Source organism: Ruegeria sp. AL7, assembly GCF_056536105.1.
Genome location: NZ_JBQFJF010000001.1, coordinates 559,625 through 577,652 on the forward strand (window position 1 = coordinate 559,625; position 18,028 = coordinate 577,652).

15 protein-coding genes are annotated in these 18,028 nt (G+C 56.1%); 10 read left to right on the plus strand and 5 right to left on the minus strand.

Annotation, left to right across the window (positions count from 1 at the left end; all coding sequences use genetic code 11):
* Positions 1–2: 2 nt before the first annotated feature.
* Complete coding sequence (xseA, locus tag ACR3E2_RS02840) at positions 3–1,487, minus strand: exodeoxyribonuclease VII large subunit (RefSeq protein ID WP_480481498.1); 1,485 nt, start codon at positions 1,485–1,487, stop codon at positions 3–5.
* Positions 1,488–1,563: 76 nt separating this feature from the next.
* Here xseA and purD point away from each other — a divergent pair, with 76 nt between their 5' ends.
* Positions 1,564–2,832 carry a phosphoribosylamine--glycine ligase gene (gene purD / locus ACR3E2_RS02845; protein ID WP_480481496.1) on the plus strand — a complete coding sequence of 423 codons (1,269 nt, stop codon included), beginning with the start codon at positions 1,564–1,566 and terminating at the stop codon, positions 2,830–2,832.
* Positions 2,833–2,967: 135 nt separating this feature from the next.
* Here purD and ACR3E2_RS02850 read toward each other — a convergent pair whose 3' ends face one another.
* Together ACR3E2_RS02850 and ACR3E2_RS02855 are read right to left on the minus strand one after the other, a co-directional pair.
* Positions 2,968–3,711, minus strand: a complete 744-nt coding sequence (locus ACR3E2_RS02850; protein WP_480481494.1) for an FG-GAP repeat domain-containing protein — start codon at positions 3,709–3,711, stop codon at positions 2,968–2,970.
* Entirely contained in the window at positions 3,711–4,034 is a 324-nt protein-coding gene (locus ACR3E2_RS02855; protein ID WP_209504265.1) for a 2Fe-2S iron-sulfur cluster-binding protein, read from the minus strand. The genes ACR3E2_RS02850 and ACR3E2_RS02855 overlap by 1 nt, the downstream gene beginning before the upstream one ends.
* 127 nt (positions 4,035–4,161) lie before the next feature.
* Between ACR3E2_RS02855 and ACR3E2_RS02860 the strand changes: the two genes are divergently transcribed.
* The 8 genes from ACR3E2_RS02860 (at position 4,162) to ACR3E2_RS02895 (ending at position 14,678) form a co-directional block, all read left to right on the plus strand.
* Complete coding sequence (locus ACR3E2_RS02860; RefSeq protein WP_480481492.1) at positions 4,162–4,533, plus strand: OB-fold nucleic acid binding domain-containing protein; 372 nt, start codon at positions 4,162–4,164, stop codon at positions 4,531–4,533.
* 240 nt (positions 4,534–4,773) lie between these two features.
* Entirely contained in the window at positions 4,774–5,271 is a 498-nt protein-coding gene (locus ACR3E2_RS02865) for a hypothetical protein (RefSeq protein WP_480481490.1), read from the plus strand.
* A gap of 906 nt (positions 5,272–6,177) precedes the next feature.
* Positions 6,178–7,227 carry a sugar ABC transporter substrate-binding protein gene (locus ACR3E2_RS02870; protein ID WP_480481488.1) on the plus strand — a complete coding sequence of 350 codons (1,050 nt, stop codon included), beginning with the start codon at positions 6,178–6,180 and terminating at the stop codon, positions 7,225–7,227.
* Positions 7,228–7,394: 167 nt separating this feature from the next.
* On the plus strand, positions 7,395–8,927 hold the full coding sequence (locus ACR3E2_RS02875) for a sugar ABC transporter ATP-binding protein (protein WP_480481486.1): 1,533 nt from the start codon (positions 7,395–7,397) through the stop codon (positions 8,925–8,927).
* A gap of 12 nt (positions 8,928–8,939) precedes the next feature.
* Complete coding sequence (locus ACR3E2_RS02880; RefSeq protein WP_217354249.1) at positions 8,940–10,100, plus strand: sugar ABC transporter permease; 1,161 nt, start codon at positions 8,940–8,942, stop codon at positions 10,098–10,100.
* A 167-nt stretch (positions 10,101–10,267) separates the two neighbouring features.
* A complete protein-coding gene (locus tag ACR3E2_RS02885; RefSeq protein ID WP_480492682.1) occupies positions 10,268–11,251 on the plus strand; it encodes a substrate-binding domain-containing protein in 984 nt (327 codons plus the stop codon).
* Positions 11,252–11,311: 60 nt separating this feature from the next.
* Entirely contained in the window at positions 11,312–12,295 is a 984-nt protein-coding gene (locus ACR3E2_RS02890) for a carbohydrate kinase family protein (protein WP_480481482.1), read from the plus strand.
* Between the two features lie 34 nt (positions 12,296–12,329).
* Positions 12,330–14,678: a glycoside hydrolase family 65 protein gene (locus ACR3E2_RS02895; RefSeq protein ID WP_480481480.1), complete on the plus strand. Its 2,349-nt coding sequence runs from the start codon at positions 12,330–12,332 to the stop codon at positions 14,676–14,678.
* 51 nt (positions 14,679–14,729) lie between these two features.
* Here ACR3E2_RS02895 and ACR3E2_RS02900 read toward each other — a convergent pair whose 3' ends face one another.
* Positions 14,730–15,833 (minus strand): sugar-binding transcriptional regulator, encoded by a 1,104-nt coding sequence (locus tag ACR3E2_RS02900; RefSeq protein ID WP_480492683.1) that lies wholly within the window; start codon positions 15,831–15,833, stop codon positions 14,730–14,732.
* Positions 15,834–15,988: 155 nt separating this feature from the next.
* Between ACR3E2_RS02900 and ACR3E2_RS02905 the strand changes: the two genes are divergently transcribed.
* Positions 15,989–16,687 carry an HAD family hydrolase gene (locus ACR3E2_RS02905; protein WP_480492684.1) on the plus strand — a complete coding sequence of 233 codons (699 nt, stop codon included), beginning with the start codon at positions 15,989–15,991 and terminating at the stop codon, positions 16,685–16,687.
* 465 nt (positions 16,688–17,152) lie between these two features.
* Here the strand turns inward: ACR3E2_RS02905 and ACR3E2_RS02910 are convergent, their stop codons facing one another.
* A complete protein-coding gene (locus ACR3E2_RS02910; protein ID WP_480481476.1) occupies positions 17,153–17,785 on the minus strand; it encodes a tyrosine-type recombinase/integrase in 633 nt (210 codons plus the stop codon).
* Positions 17,786–18,028 lie beyond the last annotated feature (243 nt).

The window sequence follows — 18,028 nt, forward strand, 5'->3', positions numbered from 1 at the left end:
GCTTAGAACAACGATCCTTGATCTGGTGTATCCGGTTTGGATTTCCGGTTGGTCTGCTTTGCGGCTGTCCCGGTGCCAAGAATGCCATCGGCGAATTCGATGTCCAGCACCGTGTGTTTTGCGGCCTCGGCCTTGGTCGTGATGACATTCCCATCTGCGCGAACCACGGCATATCCGCGTTCCAGCGTCGCCTTGTAGCTGAGCGTTTCGCGCAGGCGGTCTGTGGCCTCAAGCTGATGTTTCAGACGATCCAGCCGCGTGGTCTGCGCCGCGTTCATCCGGTCACCAAGCCGGGCAAGGTTTTGCGCGTGCTGGCCGATCTCGCGTTGAATTGGGCGCAGGGACAGGCGCGACGACAGGTTGCGCAGTGATTCCTGCCGGGCCGAGACCAGACCGCGCAGAGTTGACGGGCGCAGATGGGCTGACAGTTCCACAACTTGCAGGCGGCGGTTTTGCACTCCTCGCGTCAAAGCCGGGGTCAGGCGATCCGCAATCAAATCAAGGCGTTGCCGGGGGGAGTTCAACAGGCTGTCCGGGCGCGGCAGGGCGCGGGACAAATCGCGCAGCCTTTGCGAACGGCGCTGCACCGCGTCCGTTGCCGCGCGCGACAGGCGGGCGCCTTGCTCGCCGGTCCAGGCCAGCAGTTCGATGCGGACCGGCACGGCCAGCTCTGCCGCAGCTGTGGGTGTAGGCGCGCGGCGGTCCGAGACGAAATCGATCAGGGTCGTGTCGGTTTCATGCCCAACGGCCGAAATCAGCGGTATGTCCGATGCGGCGGCGGCTCGCGCGACACTCTCTTCGTTGAAGCCCCAAAGATCTTCGATCGACCCACCGCCACGGGCCACGATGATCAGGTCAGGACGGGGCAGTGCGCCGCCGGGTGTCAACTGGTTGAACCCTTCGATGGCGCGGGCAACCTCGGGGGCGCAGTTTGCGCCCTGCACGGCCACGGGCCAGATCAGCACCTTTCGCGGGAACCTGTCCCGAAGCCGGTGCAGAATGTCACGGATCACCGCGCCCGAAGGCGATGTCACGACGCCGATGATCTGCGGCAGATACGGCAGGGGCTTCTTGCGCTCGGGCGCAAACAAACCTTCGGCCTCAAGCTGTTTCTTGCGCTTTTCCAGCAAGGCCATAAGTGCGCCCTGACCGGCAACGGCAACTTCATCGACATTCAGGTTGTATTTGGATTGCGCGCCAAAAGCGGTCAGGCGACCAGTGACGACAACCTCCAGCCCTTCCTCTGGCACGACCGAGAGGCTGGAAACTTGACCTTTCCATGTCGTGCAGGCCAAAACGTTCCGGTCGTCCTTGATGTCGTAGTACAGGTGCCCGGACCGGGCCTTGAACACGCGGCCAACTTCGCCGCGCACACGGATTCGCCCGAACGCGCCTTCCAGCGTGCGCTTCACCTCGCCCGAGACCTCGGAAACCGTGTATTCAGGTGTGTTTTGGCCCGGAATCGGGTCATCAAGCAGGTCGGACATTTCAGCGCCTTGTTTCAATTGCTCACCCAGCTTAGAACGCCGCGCAGGCGAGGCCAAGCAGATCGGAGACGACCCCATGAACATCCTTATTCTCGGCAGCGGCGGGCGCGAACACAGCCTGGCCTGGGCAGTGATGCAAAACCCAAAATGCGACCGTCTGATCGTGGCGCCGGGCAATGCCGGGATCGCTCAGATCGCGGAGTGTGCCGCTCTGGATATCGAAAACGGTGGGGCAGTTGTCAGCTTTGCCGAGGAAAACGCGATTGATTTCGTGATTGTCGGCCCCGAGGCTCCCTTGGCCGCCGGAGTGGCGGATCGCCTGCGCGAAGCCGGGGTGCTGGTTTTCGGACCGTCTGCCGAAGCGGCCCGGCTGGAGGCCTCGAAAAGCTTTACCAAGGAAATCTGCGACGCGGCACACGCGCCCACCGCCGCTTATGCGCGGTTCACCGCGCCCGAGCCCGCCAAGGCCTATATCCGCGAACAGGGCGCGCCCATCGTGGTCAAGGCCGATGGTCTGGCCGCCGGCAAGGGCGTGATCGTGGCCATGGACGAAGACACGGCGCTTGACGCCATTGACGACATGTTCGGCGGTGCCTTTGGGGGGGCCGGGGCCGAGGTCGTGATCGAAGAGTTTATGGACGGCGAAGAGGCGTCTTTGTTTGTTCTGTGCGACGGCCAAGACATCCTGTCCATCGGCACGGCCCAAGACCACAAGCGGGTGGGCGAAGGGGATACCGGTCTGAACACCGGGGGGATGGGTGCCTATTCTCCGGCGCCGGTTCTGAGCGCGGAAGTTGAAGCGCGCGCGATTGAAGAGATCGTGCGCCCCACCATCGCCGAGATGAAGCGCCGGGGCACACCGTTTCAGGGAATTCTTTATGCGGGGCTGATGATCAAGGACGGCCAGCCGCGCCTTGTGGAATATAACGTCCGTTTCGGGGATCCGGAATGTCAGGTCCTGATGATGCGTCTGGGCGCGCAGGCGATGGACCTGTTGCATGCCACCGCCGAAGGGCGGCTGGGCGAAATGCGGGTCAACTGGGCCGATGATCACGCGATGACGGTCGTGATGGCGGCCAAAGGTTATCCGGGAACCTACGAGAAGGGCACGGTCATCAAAGGATTGGACGGCTTGCCCGAGGACAGCAGCAACATGGTGTTTCATGCGGGCACAAGCGAGGCTGCGGGGCAGGTGCAGGCCGTCGGCGGGCGCGTTCTGAACGTGACCGCGCGCGGAAAAACGCTGCAAGAGGCGCGCGACCGGGCGTACCAGATGGTTGATGCCGTGGATTGGCCTGAAGGGTTCTATCGCAGCGATATCGGCTGGCGCGCTTTGGAGGGATGATCGGGCAGGGGGCTTTGCCCCCTCGGCCTTGCGGCCTCCCGGCACTGCGCGGGTTCGCGGTCGAAATCGTCCGCTGGACGATTTCTTTTCAACCACTCACCCTCCAGGATATTTTTGGCCAGATGAAGAGGCTGATCAGCACTTCAGGGCTGATGTGAGATTGTCGCGCTGTTTGAGCGGGCGCAAGTCCGTCAGGTGCCAGCCATCCTGATAGGAAACACGGATGATCCGCGACCAGTCGGCGCTGGCGAGGATCATTTCGGGATGGTCGCCGCAGCTCCGCAGGCCGCCGGAAATGAAATCCTCACCGATCTTGTGGTTGGTCAGGCCGGGCAGAACAGCGATTTCGGTCAGTCCACCATCTTTGAAGCGCCAGATGCGCAGGGTTTTGGCCAGGTGGGGGCGGTCGACATAGGCGATCTCGATATTGCCATCACCATCCAGATCAGCAGCACCGACCGGGGCGAGCCAGCGGAAACGTGCGCCGATATGAGGAGTGGCCGCTATTTTTTCGCCAGCGGCGTTGTAGATCGCAAGCTGAGCGCCTGTTGTGTTCTGCGTTTCAACGACAATTGCTTCAACCGCGCCGTCCTTGTCGATGTCTGCCAGACGCGGCGCAAGGTCTTCGAATACACGGTCCTGTGGCAGACGAACCGTTACGACTGTGTCATCGACCACAAGCTCCAAAGCGCCGTATTCGATATTGTCGCCCAAAACACCATGCGCGTATCGCGTGGTTGGTTCCGTGAAGCGGGCGTCGGTGATGGTGTCTGCCGTGACAGCGATTGGCAGCGCGCACCACAGGCCAAAAGGGAGCAAAGCGCTGCGCACCCGACATTGCCACAGGCGGGCGGGCTGACGCGGCGCTTTGGACAGCATCAGATCTGCTTTTCGGGCATCTGGACAATCAGACCGTCCAGCGCGTCGGTCACCTTGATCTGGCAGGTCAGGCGCGAGCGGGCCGGGTCAGGCTCATAGGCGAAATCCAGCATATCCTCTTCCATGTCGTCCTTGGCCGGGATCTTCTCGACCCAGTCGGGGTGGACATAGACATGGCAAGTCGAGCAGGCGCAGGCACCGCCGCAATCGGCCTCGATGCCGGGAATATTGTTGTCACGGGCCCCTTCCATGACGGTCAGTCCGTTGGCGACCTCGACAGTGTGCTCGGTACCGCCATGCTCGACATAGGTGATCTTTGCCATTGCGTGCGTCTTCCTTTTGCGATGTTCGAAACCTTCCTTAGTGAAGGGAGTTAGGTGTTTCCAGCCTCATTTGCGACTCCTCACGCCGTGTCTGGACTTTCCTGTATTTTGTTCTATCTTTGTTCTTATGCTTGTTGCCCCTTTTCTCCGCGCGGTTTCAAACCGGGACTGGCCGCGACCGCCGTCCTGTCTGTCCTCCGCCCAGCTGGAGGCCCCGCCCGAAGGGGCGCGTGTGGCCGTGGCCGGGCTGGTGATCCTGCGGCAGCGGCCGGGGACGGCCAAAGGCGTGATCTTTCTGACGCTTGAGGATGAGACCGGGATCGTCAATGTGGTGGTCTGGCGCAAAATCTACGAACGCTTCCGCCGTGCGGTGATCTCGGGGCGGTTGCTGAAGGTGACAGGCCGGATGCAGCGGGCGCATTCGGTGACCCACGTGATCGCGGAAGAGATCGAGGATATCTCGGGCATGCTGGACCTGCTGGTGCAGGGGCAGGGTTAGGTCTGTCGTGCGGATCAATCCTAAATTGTCCGTCGCCGTGCCGCAAACCCGCGCCTGAAGAACGGGCGATATGTTTTCTTTGCCTCAAATGCGCGATTAAGGCGCTTTTCCGCCACTTGAACGCGGGATGGTCGACTCTCCGGCGCCGGGCGCGTAGTGACACGCATCTTTGCGCATCGGCTTGTGTCAAAGCTCGGGCCGGATTGCGCATCACTCAACGTCTTTTCAGAGTCAGTTCGGATGCCCAACGCAACGCACCAAGGATCGCTCGAAAATACCGTCTCTCGGGACGAAAGCCGGATTTCCGACCGTCTGGCAGAGCTCTCGGAACTCACGCGTTCAGCGGGATATGTTCATACCGCCCGAATGATCGATGAGGCGCTAAGCGCTTATTCCTTCGAACGCAGACAGGCTGAGACTGCAAAAAGGCTTCGGTCAGAGTTGCAGCAACTCAAGCGGATTGAGGCGTCGCGCTCGTCTGACGAAACGGATCGAAAGCCGCATTTGGTTCCGAACTTTCGGTCCCGGCGGTCGGCAAAACCCGATGGGATGCTGTTCGACAGGGCCGAGCGTTCTGACGGCGCAGCCCAGAAAGCCGGGGCGCGCAAAGGGCAGGCCGCATTTGTCCTGACGACCCGGATGCGTGTTGACGGGCGGAACGTTGCAAGGCTGCGCAATGGGCACTGGACAGGAATTTCCATGTCTTTCCCCGCGGAACCTGAATTCCAGTTTCGCTGACAGGTCGCCCCACGCCAAGGATTCTCCGCCGGGGGCGTTGCAGGGCCGGATGCAGAGGGCGCATTTGGTAACCCATGCGATCGCGGCAAGGATCGAGGATATTCCGGGGATACAGGATGTGTTGGTGTGGGGGAGAGGGTTAGTCCGCTTAGCGGACTTTGCTGCCATTGCCATTTCAGGTGTTTGCTAATGCAGCATTCTATTGCAGCTGCGGCACGCTCATCGCTGCGATGCAGCCGATGTCGTCAGAGCGGTCATTCAATGCCAGTCTGAGGCGCGAAATTCGAACCGCCCTTTCGCTGCAACCACGACCGACTAACGAGAAGCGGGAATATACCGTCATTGGCGTTCGTGATCTGAACGGCCGCTTTTTTGTCCTTCGCGCCGGCGGCGAAAACAGCAAGGATAAACCGGACCTTCGCTGCTCTCGCGAAAAGCCATTCCCAGTCTTGCTTAGCGGTCATTCGACGACGTCTGCGTGAATTAACTTATTGGTCCGCTTGAGCACGCAAACAGAGAAACCACCGGACGGTGTCGGCCTGGCTATCTCATCAGGATGTTTGATTGCCGAATTCGCGGCTTTGCAACCCGCTTTGCGATTATGGCACAGCTCTGTCGCGGCCTGCCCAAGAGGATTCAATGTATTCAATTAGTGAGTGGCAATCTATTATGGTGTTGTTAAATATGTAAAATTCCTTTGGGCGCAGGAGTCTCAATGGCATTGTGAATATTTATGCTTTCTAAATATACAAATTCTCCTCTCAAACTTCACCGCTATGTTAGCGTTATCGCTTTGGGATTGATGCTTGTTCTTACCGGTTAGCCGATATCCAGCACAATTTGCGAAGCATTTAGCGTTGCCGACCCAATTGGACCGGCAGCCAAGGAACATACACTGGAGGAAATATGTCCCTTTTGCAGACCATTACCCGTAGAGCCGCCTTGCTGTCTGTCGCCGCTGTCGCACTAACTGCCGGGACAGCGTTTGCAGGCGATGTCAAAATTGGCTTTCTGCTGAAAACCATGCAGGAAGAGCGCTACAAGCGCGACCGCGCCGCGTTTACTGCGAAAGCTGAGGAACTGGGCGCCGAAGTTATCTTTGATTCAGCGAACAATGACGAGCTGACCCAGCTGGCTAAGTTTGAAAACATGCTCGCCAAGGGAGCAGATGTCATCGTGTTGCAGCCGGTGAATACCGGTACTGCTGGTAGCATGGTCAGCATGGCAAACAGCGAAGGTGTGCGCGTTGTCGGGTATGACTCGATGCTTGTGGACGGGCCGCTGGATGCGATGGTGATGCAAGACAGCTGGGCCGTGGGTCGCCTGCAAGGCGAAGCCATGGTCGAATGGTTGCAGGAGAAGAACGGAGAGGTGTCCGGCAAGATCGCCCTGATTCAAGGTCAACCCGGCGACTCTAACGCGATTGCCATGAGCAGCGGTGTGTTGGAGATTGTCGAAGCGAACCCGGGGCTTGAGCTGGTAACAAATCAGGCCCATGAAGGGTGGTCCTCTGAGAAGGCCATGGCGACTGCGGAAAATACGCTGACCTCAAACAGCAACAGCATCGACGCGTTTATCGCCAACAACAGTGGCATGGCCCGTGGAGTTATCGCGGCATTGGAAGCACAGGGGCTGGCTTCATCAGACAAAGTGTTTGTAGCCGGATCTGATGCCGACCTGGCCAACATCCAATACGTCGCGCAAGGCAAGCAAGCCGTTGAAATCTGGAAACAGATCGATCCCTTGGCTGAAACCGCGGCAGAAGTTGCAGTGGCTTTGGCTAAAGCGCCGGACACTGCTCCTGCTGATCTGGTCGAGGTGGACAAGGTTATCAACAACGGCTTCACCGATGTGCCAACAATCGTGACCCCGATCACGCTTGTGACACAGGACAACATCGATGACACGATCATCGCTGGCGGCTTCTACTCCAAGGAAGAAGTCTACGGGAACTGATCCTCGGGACCTTTTCCTGAAGGAGGGCGTTTCGCCATCTGGCTCCCTATGCGTGTACTCCCCGCGCGCAGCTTTATGGTGCCCTCCTTCCTTAACCCGTCACGGAGAAACTGCCGGTCAGGGTGGGGAACGTCCGAAATACCTTTCTGAATGTGATGGGAAAAAGCATGTCTGAAGTCGTCCTGAAAATGCAGGGTATCATCAAGGATTTTCCCGGTGTCCGCGCCCTGAATAATGTCAATTTCGAAGCCCGCTCGGGTGAGCTTCTGGCGCTGATGGGAGAAAACGGAGCGGGCAAATCCACGTTGATGAAAGTGCTCAGTGGAGTTTGGCCCTATCCGACCTACGAAGGCGATATCTATTTGCGCGGCGAAAAGGTCCGATTCGCGAATACAAAAGAGGCCGAGGCAGCAGGCATCGGTATCATCTACCAGGAACTCAACCTGATCCCCGGTTTGTCTGTCGCCGAAAACATCTTTCTGGATCGCCAGTTCACCGATGCCAAGGGCAGGATCAACTGGAACCAGACCTTTGCCGAAACCCAGAAGCTGCTGACCGAACTGGGCATCAATGACATTCGCCCGACCGATCTGGTGCAGAACATCACTGTGGGCAAACAACAGATGGTTGAGATTGCCAAAGCTTTGTCGCTCAAGGCCGAGATACTGGTGCTGGACGAACCGACGTCGGCGCTGACAGATAAGGAGGTCAAGGATCTCTTCCGTATCATCCGCAAGCTGAAAGCCGACGGTGTCTGCATGTGCTACATTTCGCACAAAATGGAAGAGATTGAGCAGATCGCCGACCGGATTGCGGTTCTGCGCGATGGCCAGACCATCGGTGACGTCACGCCTATCGCGGATATCACGCTTGATCAGATCATCGCCCGAATGGTTGGACGCGACATCAAAGATATGTTCCCCAAGGTCGATTTCACACCGGGTGAGGTGACTTTGGAGGTCAACGATCTGTCCGTCACAAACCCCGACCTGCCTGGCAGCTATCTGGTCAAGAACGCCAGCTTCGTTGCCCGCAAAGGCGAGATATTGGGCATCTCCGGGCTAATGGGCGCTGGCCGGACCGAACTGGTTGGCGGTGTATTCGGTGCTTATCCGGACCAGACCACCGGTGAAGTGAAGCTGAACGGGCAAAAGCTGGACATCAAATCGCCGAAGGACGCCATTGATGCCGGCATCGCGCTGCTGACCGAAGATCGTAAGGCTTTGGGGCTGTTTTTGGACAAATCCATTTCCTTCAACACGACGATTTCCTCGCTTGAGACGATCAGTTCAAAGGTTCTGGGCATTATCAACACCCAGCAGGAGCGCAAGATCGTTAAGGAATATGTCGACCAGTTGGGCGTTAAAACACCGTCGATTGACACGGTCATCGGTACGCTGAGCGGCGGCAACCAGCAGAAAGTCATCTTGGGTAAGTGGCTGAACTCACGGCCGGATGTGTTCATTTTGGATGAACCCACACGTGGGATCGATATCGGTGCCAAGGTCGAGATTTACAAGCTGCTGAACGAACTGGTCCTACAAGGTGTCACCGTCATCATGATTTCTTCGGAACTGCCTGAGGTCTTGGGCATGTGTGACCGGATTCTGGTGATGTGCGAAGGCGAGATCGTGTCAAACTTTGGACGGGACGATGCGAAGAAAGAAGCAATCATGGCGTATGCCACCGGCAGCGCATAAGGGAGGAAGCAAATGAGTGCTGACAGCAACGTTGCAGGTGTTGGCGTCAATGGCGCCAAGGAAAACCACCTGATAAACTTCATAAAGGACAACGCGACGCTAATTGCGTTGATCGTGCTTGTCGTTGGGCTCAGCTTTGCCGACGACGCATTTTTCACCGCAAGGAACCTTAGCAACCTATCCCGTCAGGTTACCATCATCGGGATCATTGCCGTAGGCATGACCATGGTCATTCTGATTGCGGGTATTGACCTATCCGTTGGCTCTGTCGTCGGGTTATCAGCGGTCGTCTGTACGCTCATGATGCAATGGGGCGTGCCGACCATATTGGCGGTACCTGCAACCCTTTTGATCGTGGGTGTTGGAATAGGTCTGTGGAACGGGTTCTGGATAGCCAAGTTCAACATACCCCCATTCATCATAACCCTTGGAATGCTGACTATCGCACGCGGTTTGGCACTGACCCTGACCAATGGCAGTTCTGTACCGGTAACGAGTAATGTGTTTCCATTGATTGGTGGTGCTTATATCCCGCCGATGATGTCCAGTATCGTGCTGATCGTGTGTGCTGCGCTTGCTGTTTATTCGATCTTCCGAGATGTTCAGCAAAGCAAGGCGCATGGCGTCGAAGTGAATATGCAGGAGCTGCTGGTCAATGGGGCGGTGATGATTGGTGGTTTTGCTTTGGCCTTCCACGTGTTCACCAGCTACAAAGGGATCCCCGTTCCTGTTGCGATCTTTGCAGTCATTGCATTTGCCGGGATCTATACGCTGAACAGCACCCGTTTTGGTCGCCGCCTCTATGCGCTTGGCGGAAACGAAGATGCGGCTCGCCTGTCCGGCATCAACGTCGTCCGCACCAAGATGATTGTCTATACGGTCATTTCAGTCCTGTCGGCCCTAGCTGGAATTATCCTGGCCTCGCGTCTGAACGGTGCCTCGCCCAATCTTGGAACGATGTTCGAACTTGACGCGATCGCCGCGGTCGTTATCGGCGGTACCAGTCTGGCGGGTGGTTCTGGCAAGGTGAGTGGAACCATCATCGGTGCCCTGCTGATCGGGGTCCTGAACAACGGCATGAGCCTGCTTGGTGTGGTCACGTTCTATCAGTTGATCATCAAGGGCCTGATCATCATCCTCGCCGTCTGGTTCGATGTGATGCAGAAGAAATAATGTTGCTGGCCTGCCCCCGGTCACACGCACCGGGGGCAAAGCCAAAATCCCCGAAAACTTGAATGACAGTTGGGAGGTAAGCGATGGTCCAGTCCATTTTAGCAACCTTACGCACAAACGGCCTCAGAGCTTTGGGTTTGGCCGGCCTTCTATCCGCATCGCTACCAATGATCGCGGCAGCGCAGGACAACGCTACAATCGGGTTCCTGCTCAAGACCATGCAGGAAGCCAGATACCAGACTGACAAATCCCTATTCATTGCACGCGCGGAATCCCAAGGCGCAGATGTGATCTTTGATAGCAGCGGCAATGATCCATTGCGTCAGTTGCAGCAGGTTGAGGAAATGCTGGAATCGGGGGTGGACGTTCTGGTTCTGCAACCTGTCAACACCGCAACCGCCGGAGCACTGGTTGATCTGGCCCACGAACAGGGCGTCAAAGTGGTCGGATACGACTCGATGCTGCAGGACGGGCCGCTTGACGTCATGGTCATGCAGGACAGTTGGGCTGTCGGGCAGCTTCAGGCCGAAGCGATGGTGGACTGGCTGAATGATACCCGTGGTGAAGTGGCGGGTCGGGTTGCCCTGATCCGCGGTCAGCCCGGTGATGCCAATGCCGAAGCGCTCAGCAGCGGTGTGCTGAAAGTGATTGCCGATCATCCGGGGCTCGAACTTGTTGCAGATCGCAGCCACGTGGACTGGTCACCGGATATGGCCAGAGACACTGCCGAAAACCTTCTGGTCGAATATGACAACGACATCGATGCATTCATTGCCAATAACAGCGGGCTTGCTTTCGGGGTTCTGGCAGCATTGTCGGACGAGGATCTGGCATCGGCGGATCAGGTCTTTGTTGCCGGTTCAGACGCTGATCTGCGGAATGTCCAGATGGTCGCAAACGATGTGCAGGCGCTGGAAATCTGGAAGCAAATTAAACCTTTGGCCTATGAGGCGGCGGATATTGCCGTGAAAATTGCGCAGTCTCCGGATGCGGAAGTTAGTGATTTGATCGGAGACCATACGCTAATTGACAACGGTTTCACGGAAATCCCGACGGTTATCACTCCTGTTTTTGCAGTGTCAAAAGATACGATCGACAGCACGTTGATCGACGGCGGGTTCTATACCAGCGAACAGATCTATCAGAACTGAAGCTGCTATAATCACGCATACGCCCGTCGACAAAACAGCGAATAAAAGCAAGGGACCGAAATGTCTGACAAGATCAATGTCGCAGTCCTTGGCCCGATCCCAAGGGACAACATCACCAGCTATCAGGGTGAGAAATTCAATAAATTTGGCTGCGCGGTCTATACAGCGGTCTGTATGTCCTCGCTGGCCGGTCCGGGTTCGCGGATCAACGTCGTCAGCCATGTACGCCGGTCAGACGTCGATAATGTTCGCAACTTGCTGTCTGAGTTTCCGTATCTGGATGTCGGCCATGTTACGGGCGACGCTGATCAGGGCGCGGTGATCGATCTTGTCTACGTCGATCAGAACCATCGCAACGAAAAGCAAACGGGTTTCATGAACCCGATCCTGCCCGACGACATCGAAGACCTGATGGATTGCGAGGCTTTCGTTTTCGTTCCGATCACGGATTTCGAGGTTCCGTTGGAAACGATTCGATACATCAAGGCCAACAGCGATGGTCTGGTTGTATTTGATGCGCATGGCCCCACCAGCGGGTGTTCTGCACATGGCGAACGGTATCATAAATTCTGGATCGACCGAGATCGCTGGCTTCCACATATCGACCTTCTAAAGATGAATTTGGAAGAGGCTCAATGCAGTTGGTTCAAGGGAGAATACGGTTCTGACGAGTTGCAGGAAATAAGCGAACTCACGATGGACCAGTTGCCCAAGTTCGCCCAACACTGCCTGGATCTGGGCGTCAAGGCGCTCTACGTCACGCTGGATCAACACGGCTGCGCCGTCTACCACAAGGATGCAACCGGCCGGATGCGGGAACATCTGGTCAAGCGGGTGCTTGTCGAGGATGTGGTCGACACCACGGGCTGCGGTGACAGCTTTGCTGGTGGCCTGGCCTTTGGCTACCTCAAGACCCGCGACTTCGTCAAAGCCTGCCAGTTCGGCAACTGTGCCGGGGCGCAGCGCTGCTCGAGCAGCGAGCTGGATGTCTACGGATCACTGGAAGAAACCGAACGTCAGATTGCCGAAACCTACGGCGACTGAATTACCCGAAATATCACCCGAATGGAGCCCTGACATGCAGACAATGCTGAGCAGTAGCGACTGGCTGATTGAAGAAACCCAATTCAATCTGGATGAAGCGAACTTCAAGGAGACCATTTTCACGGTCGGCAACGGCTATCAGGGCACACGTGGATCGCTGGAAGAGGGTCACAAAGGAGAGCTGTCTGGCACCTATCTGGCTGGTGTTTACGATCACCATGACTCGACGGTGATCGATCAGGTCAATGTGCCGACCTGGCTGCCGCTTCGGGTTCGTGTCGAAGGTGAAATTCTGGATGTCCAAACGTGTAAAGTGGTCGAACACAAGCGCGTGTTGGATCTGCAGACCGGATTTCTCCACCGAGATACGGTTTTTGAAGATAGCAAAGGCCGTCGCACTCGCATCACCAGCATCCGATTTGCGAGTTTTGCCGATCAGCACATCTGTGGCATTCGCCTGACGGTTACGCCTGAGAACTACTCCTCGGAGATCACTGTCGAAAGCGCCCTTGATGCCCATCGATACAATCTGGACCGCCTGCCAGCTTATCAGGGAAATCCCGTCTTCCACCCCGAAGTTAAATGGGAGAAGTGGGCCAAAAGCCGGCACATGAAGGTCACTCAGTCACATGCAAGCAGCGATGCGTCCTATATCGAAACTCTGACACTGGACACTGGCATTTCGATTGGCATGGCGTCTGCCTTGGATTGTCCTGCCTTCAGCGAGTTCAAAGTCGCAAATCGTGGCTATGAGCAGGTTTCACAAACCGTTTCTGTCGAGGCGCTCAACGGGCAAAGTCTGACTTTCGAAAAGCTGGTGTCGATTTATACATCGCGAGATCTGAACGGCGCGGAAATGGCGGCCAAGTGCGAAGCCTCCCTTGAGACCGCGCATGCCAAGGGATTTTCCGCCTGTCTGAGCGAAAGCGCCGCAGCCTGGCGCGAAAAATGGGACGCCTGTGATTGTGTGGTGACGGGTGATCTAGAAGCAACGCGTGCAATGCGTTTCAACATCTATCATCTGCTGATTGCCGCAAACGAAAACGACCCGCGCGCGAACATCGGCGCCAAGTCCATGTCAGGCGAGGGGTATAAAGGGCACGTTTTCTGGGATACCGAGATCTTCCTGCTGCCATTCTACATTTTCACGCAGCCGGATACAGCCAAAGCCCTTCTGAAATACCGTTTCAACACGTTGAACGGCGCACTTGAGAACGCCCGAATGAATGGGCTTAAGGGCGCGCAGTACGCGTGGGAATCTGCTGATACCGGAGTAGAGACAACGCCAAAATGGACAGCGGACGGTGCGAACCGTATCTGGACCGGAGAAGAAGAGATTCACGTCACCGCATGCGTGGCATATGGCATCCTCAGTTATGTTGCGGCGACCGGAGACAGAGATTTCCTTCGCGATTTCGGTGCCGAGGTTTTGTATCAAACCAGCCGGTTCTGGATCAGTCGGCTGGAATGGAACAAAGACAAGGACCGGTACGAGCTGACAAATGTTATCGGGCCGGACGAGTTCCACGAACATGTCGACAACAACACATTCACCAATCGGATGGCGAAATGGCACCTTGAACAATCGGCTCGCGTTTTCGCAGAATTCAGCAAAACCACTTCAGCAGTTCATGACGAATTGCTGATACGGTTGGATTTAACCCGAAAAGAAGTGGATCAGTGGCTGGAAACAGCGGAAAAAATCTATGTTCCATTTGATCCCTCCCGCAATCTGATCGAACAGTTTGAAGGGTATTTCCAGCTCAAGGACATTCCCATCACCGAATGGGACAAAAACCGTATGCCAGTCTACCCCGAGGGGCATGATCACTTTTCACTGAATGGCTCGATGCTGCTCAAGCAACCTGACGTGATCATGTTGAATTATCTCTTGCCCGACGAGTTTTCAGACGAAATCAAAAAGGCGAATTACGCGTTTTACGAGAAACGCACGATGCACAAGTCATCACTTAGCCCGGCCATTCATTCGATCATGGGGATTGAAGTTGGCGACATTTCCTCGGCCCATCACTATTTCGAACGTTCTGCCTTTGTTGATCTGGTCAACAATCAGGGAAACACACAGGACGGGATGCATATCGCATCGGCCGGTGGCACCTGGCAGTCGCTTGTTTGTGGGTTTGGCGGGTTCCGGGTCAAGCACGGCAAGATGACGTTCAAACCCTGGCTGCCCGAGGCATGGTCCGGCATCCGGTTTAATCTGAAGTGGCAGGGGAATGACGTCGAAGTTCTGATTTCTCATGACGAGTGTCGGTTTAAGCTGATTGCTCCGTCCGGCACGAAAGAGGATATCGAGGTGATGGGCCATCCTGTTACTTTGATTTCCGGAGAGGAAGCGGTCTTAGCACCGCAGCCTGCGTGACAACCAAGATTTTTCTCGCAGGAATGGTCAAGGTGTGCCGAGGTGCTATCGTCAGTCTGCAAGAGCCTCAGCAACGCGCGTGTGCAGTTGTTCCGCTGCCGCGTGATCGATGAGCAATTCGTTAACAAGTCCCCGGGTGATCAGTTCGAATACCGTATCGCCTCGTTCCTTCTGAATCGCGACGACCACAACACCACTTTGATCAGGATCGTCAAATGCCCGATCTGCGATGGCTTTGACATGCTCTGTTTTGATCCCGGTCCACAGCCCATTCAGCTCGTCAATCAGGTCCATCTTGGCCTGTGAAATTTCGGTTCTCGGGATCAAAATACCGCCAAGGTCCCCGACGACCAATTGCCGGAGATCGTCAGCCCTTAACCCGCCAGCCTGAACCAGCTCTTCAAAACTGCCCAGAACCGGAGTGCTTGAAGACCCGACGCTGGAAATCAACATATCCATTTTATCAATCAATGCGTCTGGACCCGAAAACACGCGGTGAAATCCCGGGGTGTCAGAGATGTACTGCCAAATGGAACGGCGCATGGTCTCATCGTAGTGACGGGGTATGTATGCCGGGAAACCAGTGAGCTGAGGGCTATCCTCCGGCTGATCGTTAAATAGCTCATCAAACGTTCCGGCAAGCCGGCTGGCAGAGTATCCATGCTGAGCCAGCGACATCAATTCTGCGCAAACCGCTGCAAACTCAGTCTTTTGCGACTTATCTATGGGCTGCCTTGAGGCTGCAATCCCTTCTGCCAGAGACTTGATTGTTCGACCCCACGCAACGCCGATGACGTTCGATTTCTCGATCAGTTCTATCAATCGTCCGGATGCGGTTCGTCCAAACCTGGTACGGCGCTGTGACAGCGCAGCCTCGGTGTTCCCCGGGCCGCTTTCAAACACCCCAAGCCGAGGCGGTCTAAGCTTGTTCCTGTTGCAATATCGCTTCAGATCAGAATTCAACCCTGAAGGAGCCAGCATTTCGTCCATCTGGGCAATCCACTCGTCTGAGAATTGTTCTTTGACGAAGCGTTGTTCGATGACCAAGTAGTTTTGGCGTTCAGCGTGTTTCAGTAACCGCGATACATGCGGTTGAGACAGGCCACCAAGAATTGCTCCTATCTCTACCTGCGACATGTTGTGCGTTGCGCGCATATAGGCAGCGCACTGGGCGCGTTCTTCAAATGGAAGTTTTTTAACGTCGATCATTTGTTCAATATTGTTCGTTAGCAGGATCCTGACAGCGTGAATAACTATGCCATATAAACATTCACATGCCAGCCGATTGAAGAAAAATCCTTACATGCTACGTGTTTCTTGCACAGGCTCGAACCAGGAGATTCAGCATGCCGATCAAAGGACTGATCTTTGACCTCGATGGTGTTTTGGTCGACACCGTACCGGCGCATTTTGCTGCTTGGAAACGCATGTTCGAAGAATACGGGTATGAGTTTGGAAGGGCGGAATACCGGCGACTTGTCGATGGGCGCCCTCGTTATGACGGCGCGCGCGCGGTCATGACCCGGCATTCGGAGAATGAAGTCAGAACCGCCGCAGACAAAAAAAATGACTATTATGTTGAAATGATCGAGCGAGGCGAATTTCGTGTCTTCGATGCTGCTGTGCACCTCGTAAGACAATGCCAGTCGGAGGGTTACGGGCTGGCGGCCGCTTCCAGCAGCGCCAATGTCCGAGCCGTTCTCGAAAAAGCTGGTTTGTTGGATGCCTTTCCGGTTGTTATCGGAGGCGACGATGTCGAAAAAGGGAAACCCAACCCTGATATATTCCTCACCGCCGCCAGCGGGCTGGGGCTTAATGTGGATGAATGTATCGTGATCGAGGATTCCTCTTCCGGTGTCGAAGCGGCAAAGAATGGTGGTTTCTATTGCGTAGGTCTTCTTCATGAAGATCACGAGAGTGAACTAACGGCTGCGGATTGCGTCATTTCTTCGCTGGCCGAGGTTAACATTGAGCAGATAGATGGATCTAGGTCTGAGCGGTCGGTTTGAGTACTGTGTAGCGATATAGAATTGGATTTCTTGGGGGCAGATAGCAAACTACACCCAAGATTCAGTATCGTGTACTCAACCTCTCGTAACTTCGGTGTCCGAACTGGACTATTGGCCGCTTCAGCCAAGCTCCGATGCGGCCTTGAAACTGCTGGGACTGTTTGCGCGCGTGTAAGGCGTTTGGCTGAAGGCCCGGAAAATCCGCGAACTGTTCGACTGGCCTTCCCCCTGTCTCGCGCTGGCAGCGAACTGCAGGTTTGACGAACCGCAACGCAGCATTGAAGTTGTCCAATGGACGGCAGCTCCGGGCCGTCCTCAATATCGCTAACGTCGGGTTTCAATGGTTGTCCGGCAATTACGTCTGCGCAGCATCCGGCACTCTGGGCTCGAACCGAACCACTGCCGCGGTGCGACCGTAGGTCTGGTCTGAATTGGCGAACGGCAAGAGCCGCCCGCCATGGTGGTTCAAATGTCGATTTGCTCGGCGATACTCAGCGCATCTTCAAGTTCGACACCAAGATATCTGACTGTGCTGTCAACCTTTGTGTGCCCGAGCAACAGTTGAACCGCCCTAAGATTTCCGGTTTTGCGGTAGATTTCCGCTGCTTTGGTCCGGCGCAGCGAATGGGTGCCGTATCCGCTGGGCTCCAGCCCAATCGCGGCCACCCAATCCCACACAAGCCGGCCATATTGGCGTGTTGAGATATGCGGGCGGTCGTGAAACCGGCTGGGAAACATGAAACGGCAGCCGAGCATCTCCGGTGACTTGATCCATGCGGCAATGGTATCCCGCGTGTTTTCAGAGAGTTCAAACTGAACAGGCCGCTTGGTTTTGCTCTGGATCACGGACACGCGTTCGCGAACGCGATCATCCCTCACCAGGTCGGCGACGGCCAGTTTCACCAAATCGCATCCGCGAAGCTTGCTATCAATGGCCACGTTGAACAGCGCAAGATCGCGCAGGTTGCCCGCCAGCTCGAGCCGCGCGCGGATCGCCCAGACCTGTTTCGGCAACAGTGGTCGTTTCTGGCCGATAATCCGGCCCTTGTTCCAGGCTCTTCGTTTCGGGGTGACAGCGGGAAGTTGGACTCTTGGCATTGTGCGCCCTCCAATCCTCCCGCCAAACCCAGACATCAGCACAGCGCTGACGCCTCAGTTTACTGGTGGTTTGAATGGCCGTTGTCAGCTTGCTGCTTCATTGGCGAACGACGCAAACGCATTGGGCAGCTTCGAGCCCAACCTGTGAATTTAACTTTCACGCTGCGAATGCACACGGCACTAGAAGTTTCACACAGGTCCGAACCTTATCGCTGCAAGGCAGCGGGAGAACCGGTCACTGGA

What these genes read in the sequence shown, in the direction of transcription:
- ACR3E2_RS02890 (WP_480481482.1), top strand. Translation starts at nt 11,312, where the DNA reads ATGTCTGACAAGATCAATGTCGCAGTCCTTGGCCCGATCCCAAGGGAC.
- ACR3E2_RS02880 (WP_217354249.1), top strand. Translation starts at nt 8,940, where the DNA reads ATGAGTGCTGACAGCAACGTTGCAGGTGTTGGCGTCAATGGCGCCAAG.
- ACR3E2_RS02860 (WP_480481492.1), top strand. Translation starts at nt 4,162, where the DNA reads ATGCTTGTTGCCCCTTTTCTCCGCGCGGTTTCAAACCGGGACTGGCCG.
- ACR3E2_RS02850 (WP_480481494.1), bottom strand. Translation starts at nt 3,711, where the DNA reads ATGCTGTCCAAAGCGCCGCGTCAGCCCGCCCGCCTGTGGCAATGTCGG.
- ACR3E2_RS02900 (WP_480492683.1), bottom strand. Translation starts at nt 15,833, where the DNA reads ATGCGCGCAACGCACAACATGTCGCAGGTAGAGATAGGAGCAATTCTT.
- ACR3E2_RS02885 (WP_480492682.1), top strand. Translation starts at nt 10,268, where the DNA reads ATGATCGCGGCAGCGCAGGACAACGCTACAATCGGGTTCCTGCTCAAG.
- ACR3E2_RS02870 (WP_480481488.1), top strand. Translation starts at nt 6,178, where the DNA reads ATGTCCCTTTTGCAGACCATTACCCGTAGAGCCGCCTTGCTGTCTGTC.
- xseA (WP_480481498.1), bottom strand. Translation starts at nt 1,487, where the DNA reads ATGTCCGACCTGCTTGATGACCCGATTCCGGGCCAAAACACACCTGAA.
- ACR3E2_RS02910 (WP_480481476.1), bottom strand. Translation starts at nt 17,785, where the DNA reads ATGCCAAGAGTCCAACTTCCCGCTGTCACCCCGAAACGAAGAGCCTGG.
- ACR3E2_RS02865 (WP_480481490.1), top strand. Translation starts at nt 4,774, where the DNA reads ATGCCCAACGCAACGCACCAAGGATCGCTCGAAAATACCGTCTCTCGG.
- ACR3E2_RS02855 (WP_209504265.1), bottom strand. Translation starts at nt 4,034, where the DNA reads ATGGCAAAGATCACCTATGTCGAGCATGGCGGTACCGAGCACACTGTC.
- purD (WP_480481496.1), top strand. Translation starts at nt 1,564, where the DNA reads ATGAACATCCTTATTCTCGGCAGCGGCGGGCGCGAACACAGCCTGGCC.
- ACR3E2_RS02895 (WP_480481480.1), top strand. Translation starts at nt 12,330, where the DNA reads ATGCAGACAATGCTGAGCAGTAGCGACTGGCTGATTGAAGAAACCCAA.
- ACR3E2_RS02875 (WP_480481486.1), top strand. Translation starts at nt 7,395, where the DNA reads ATGTCTGAAGTCGTCCTGAAAATGCAGGGTATCATCAAGGATTTTCCC.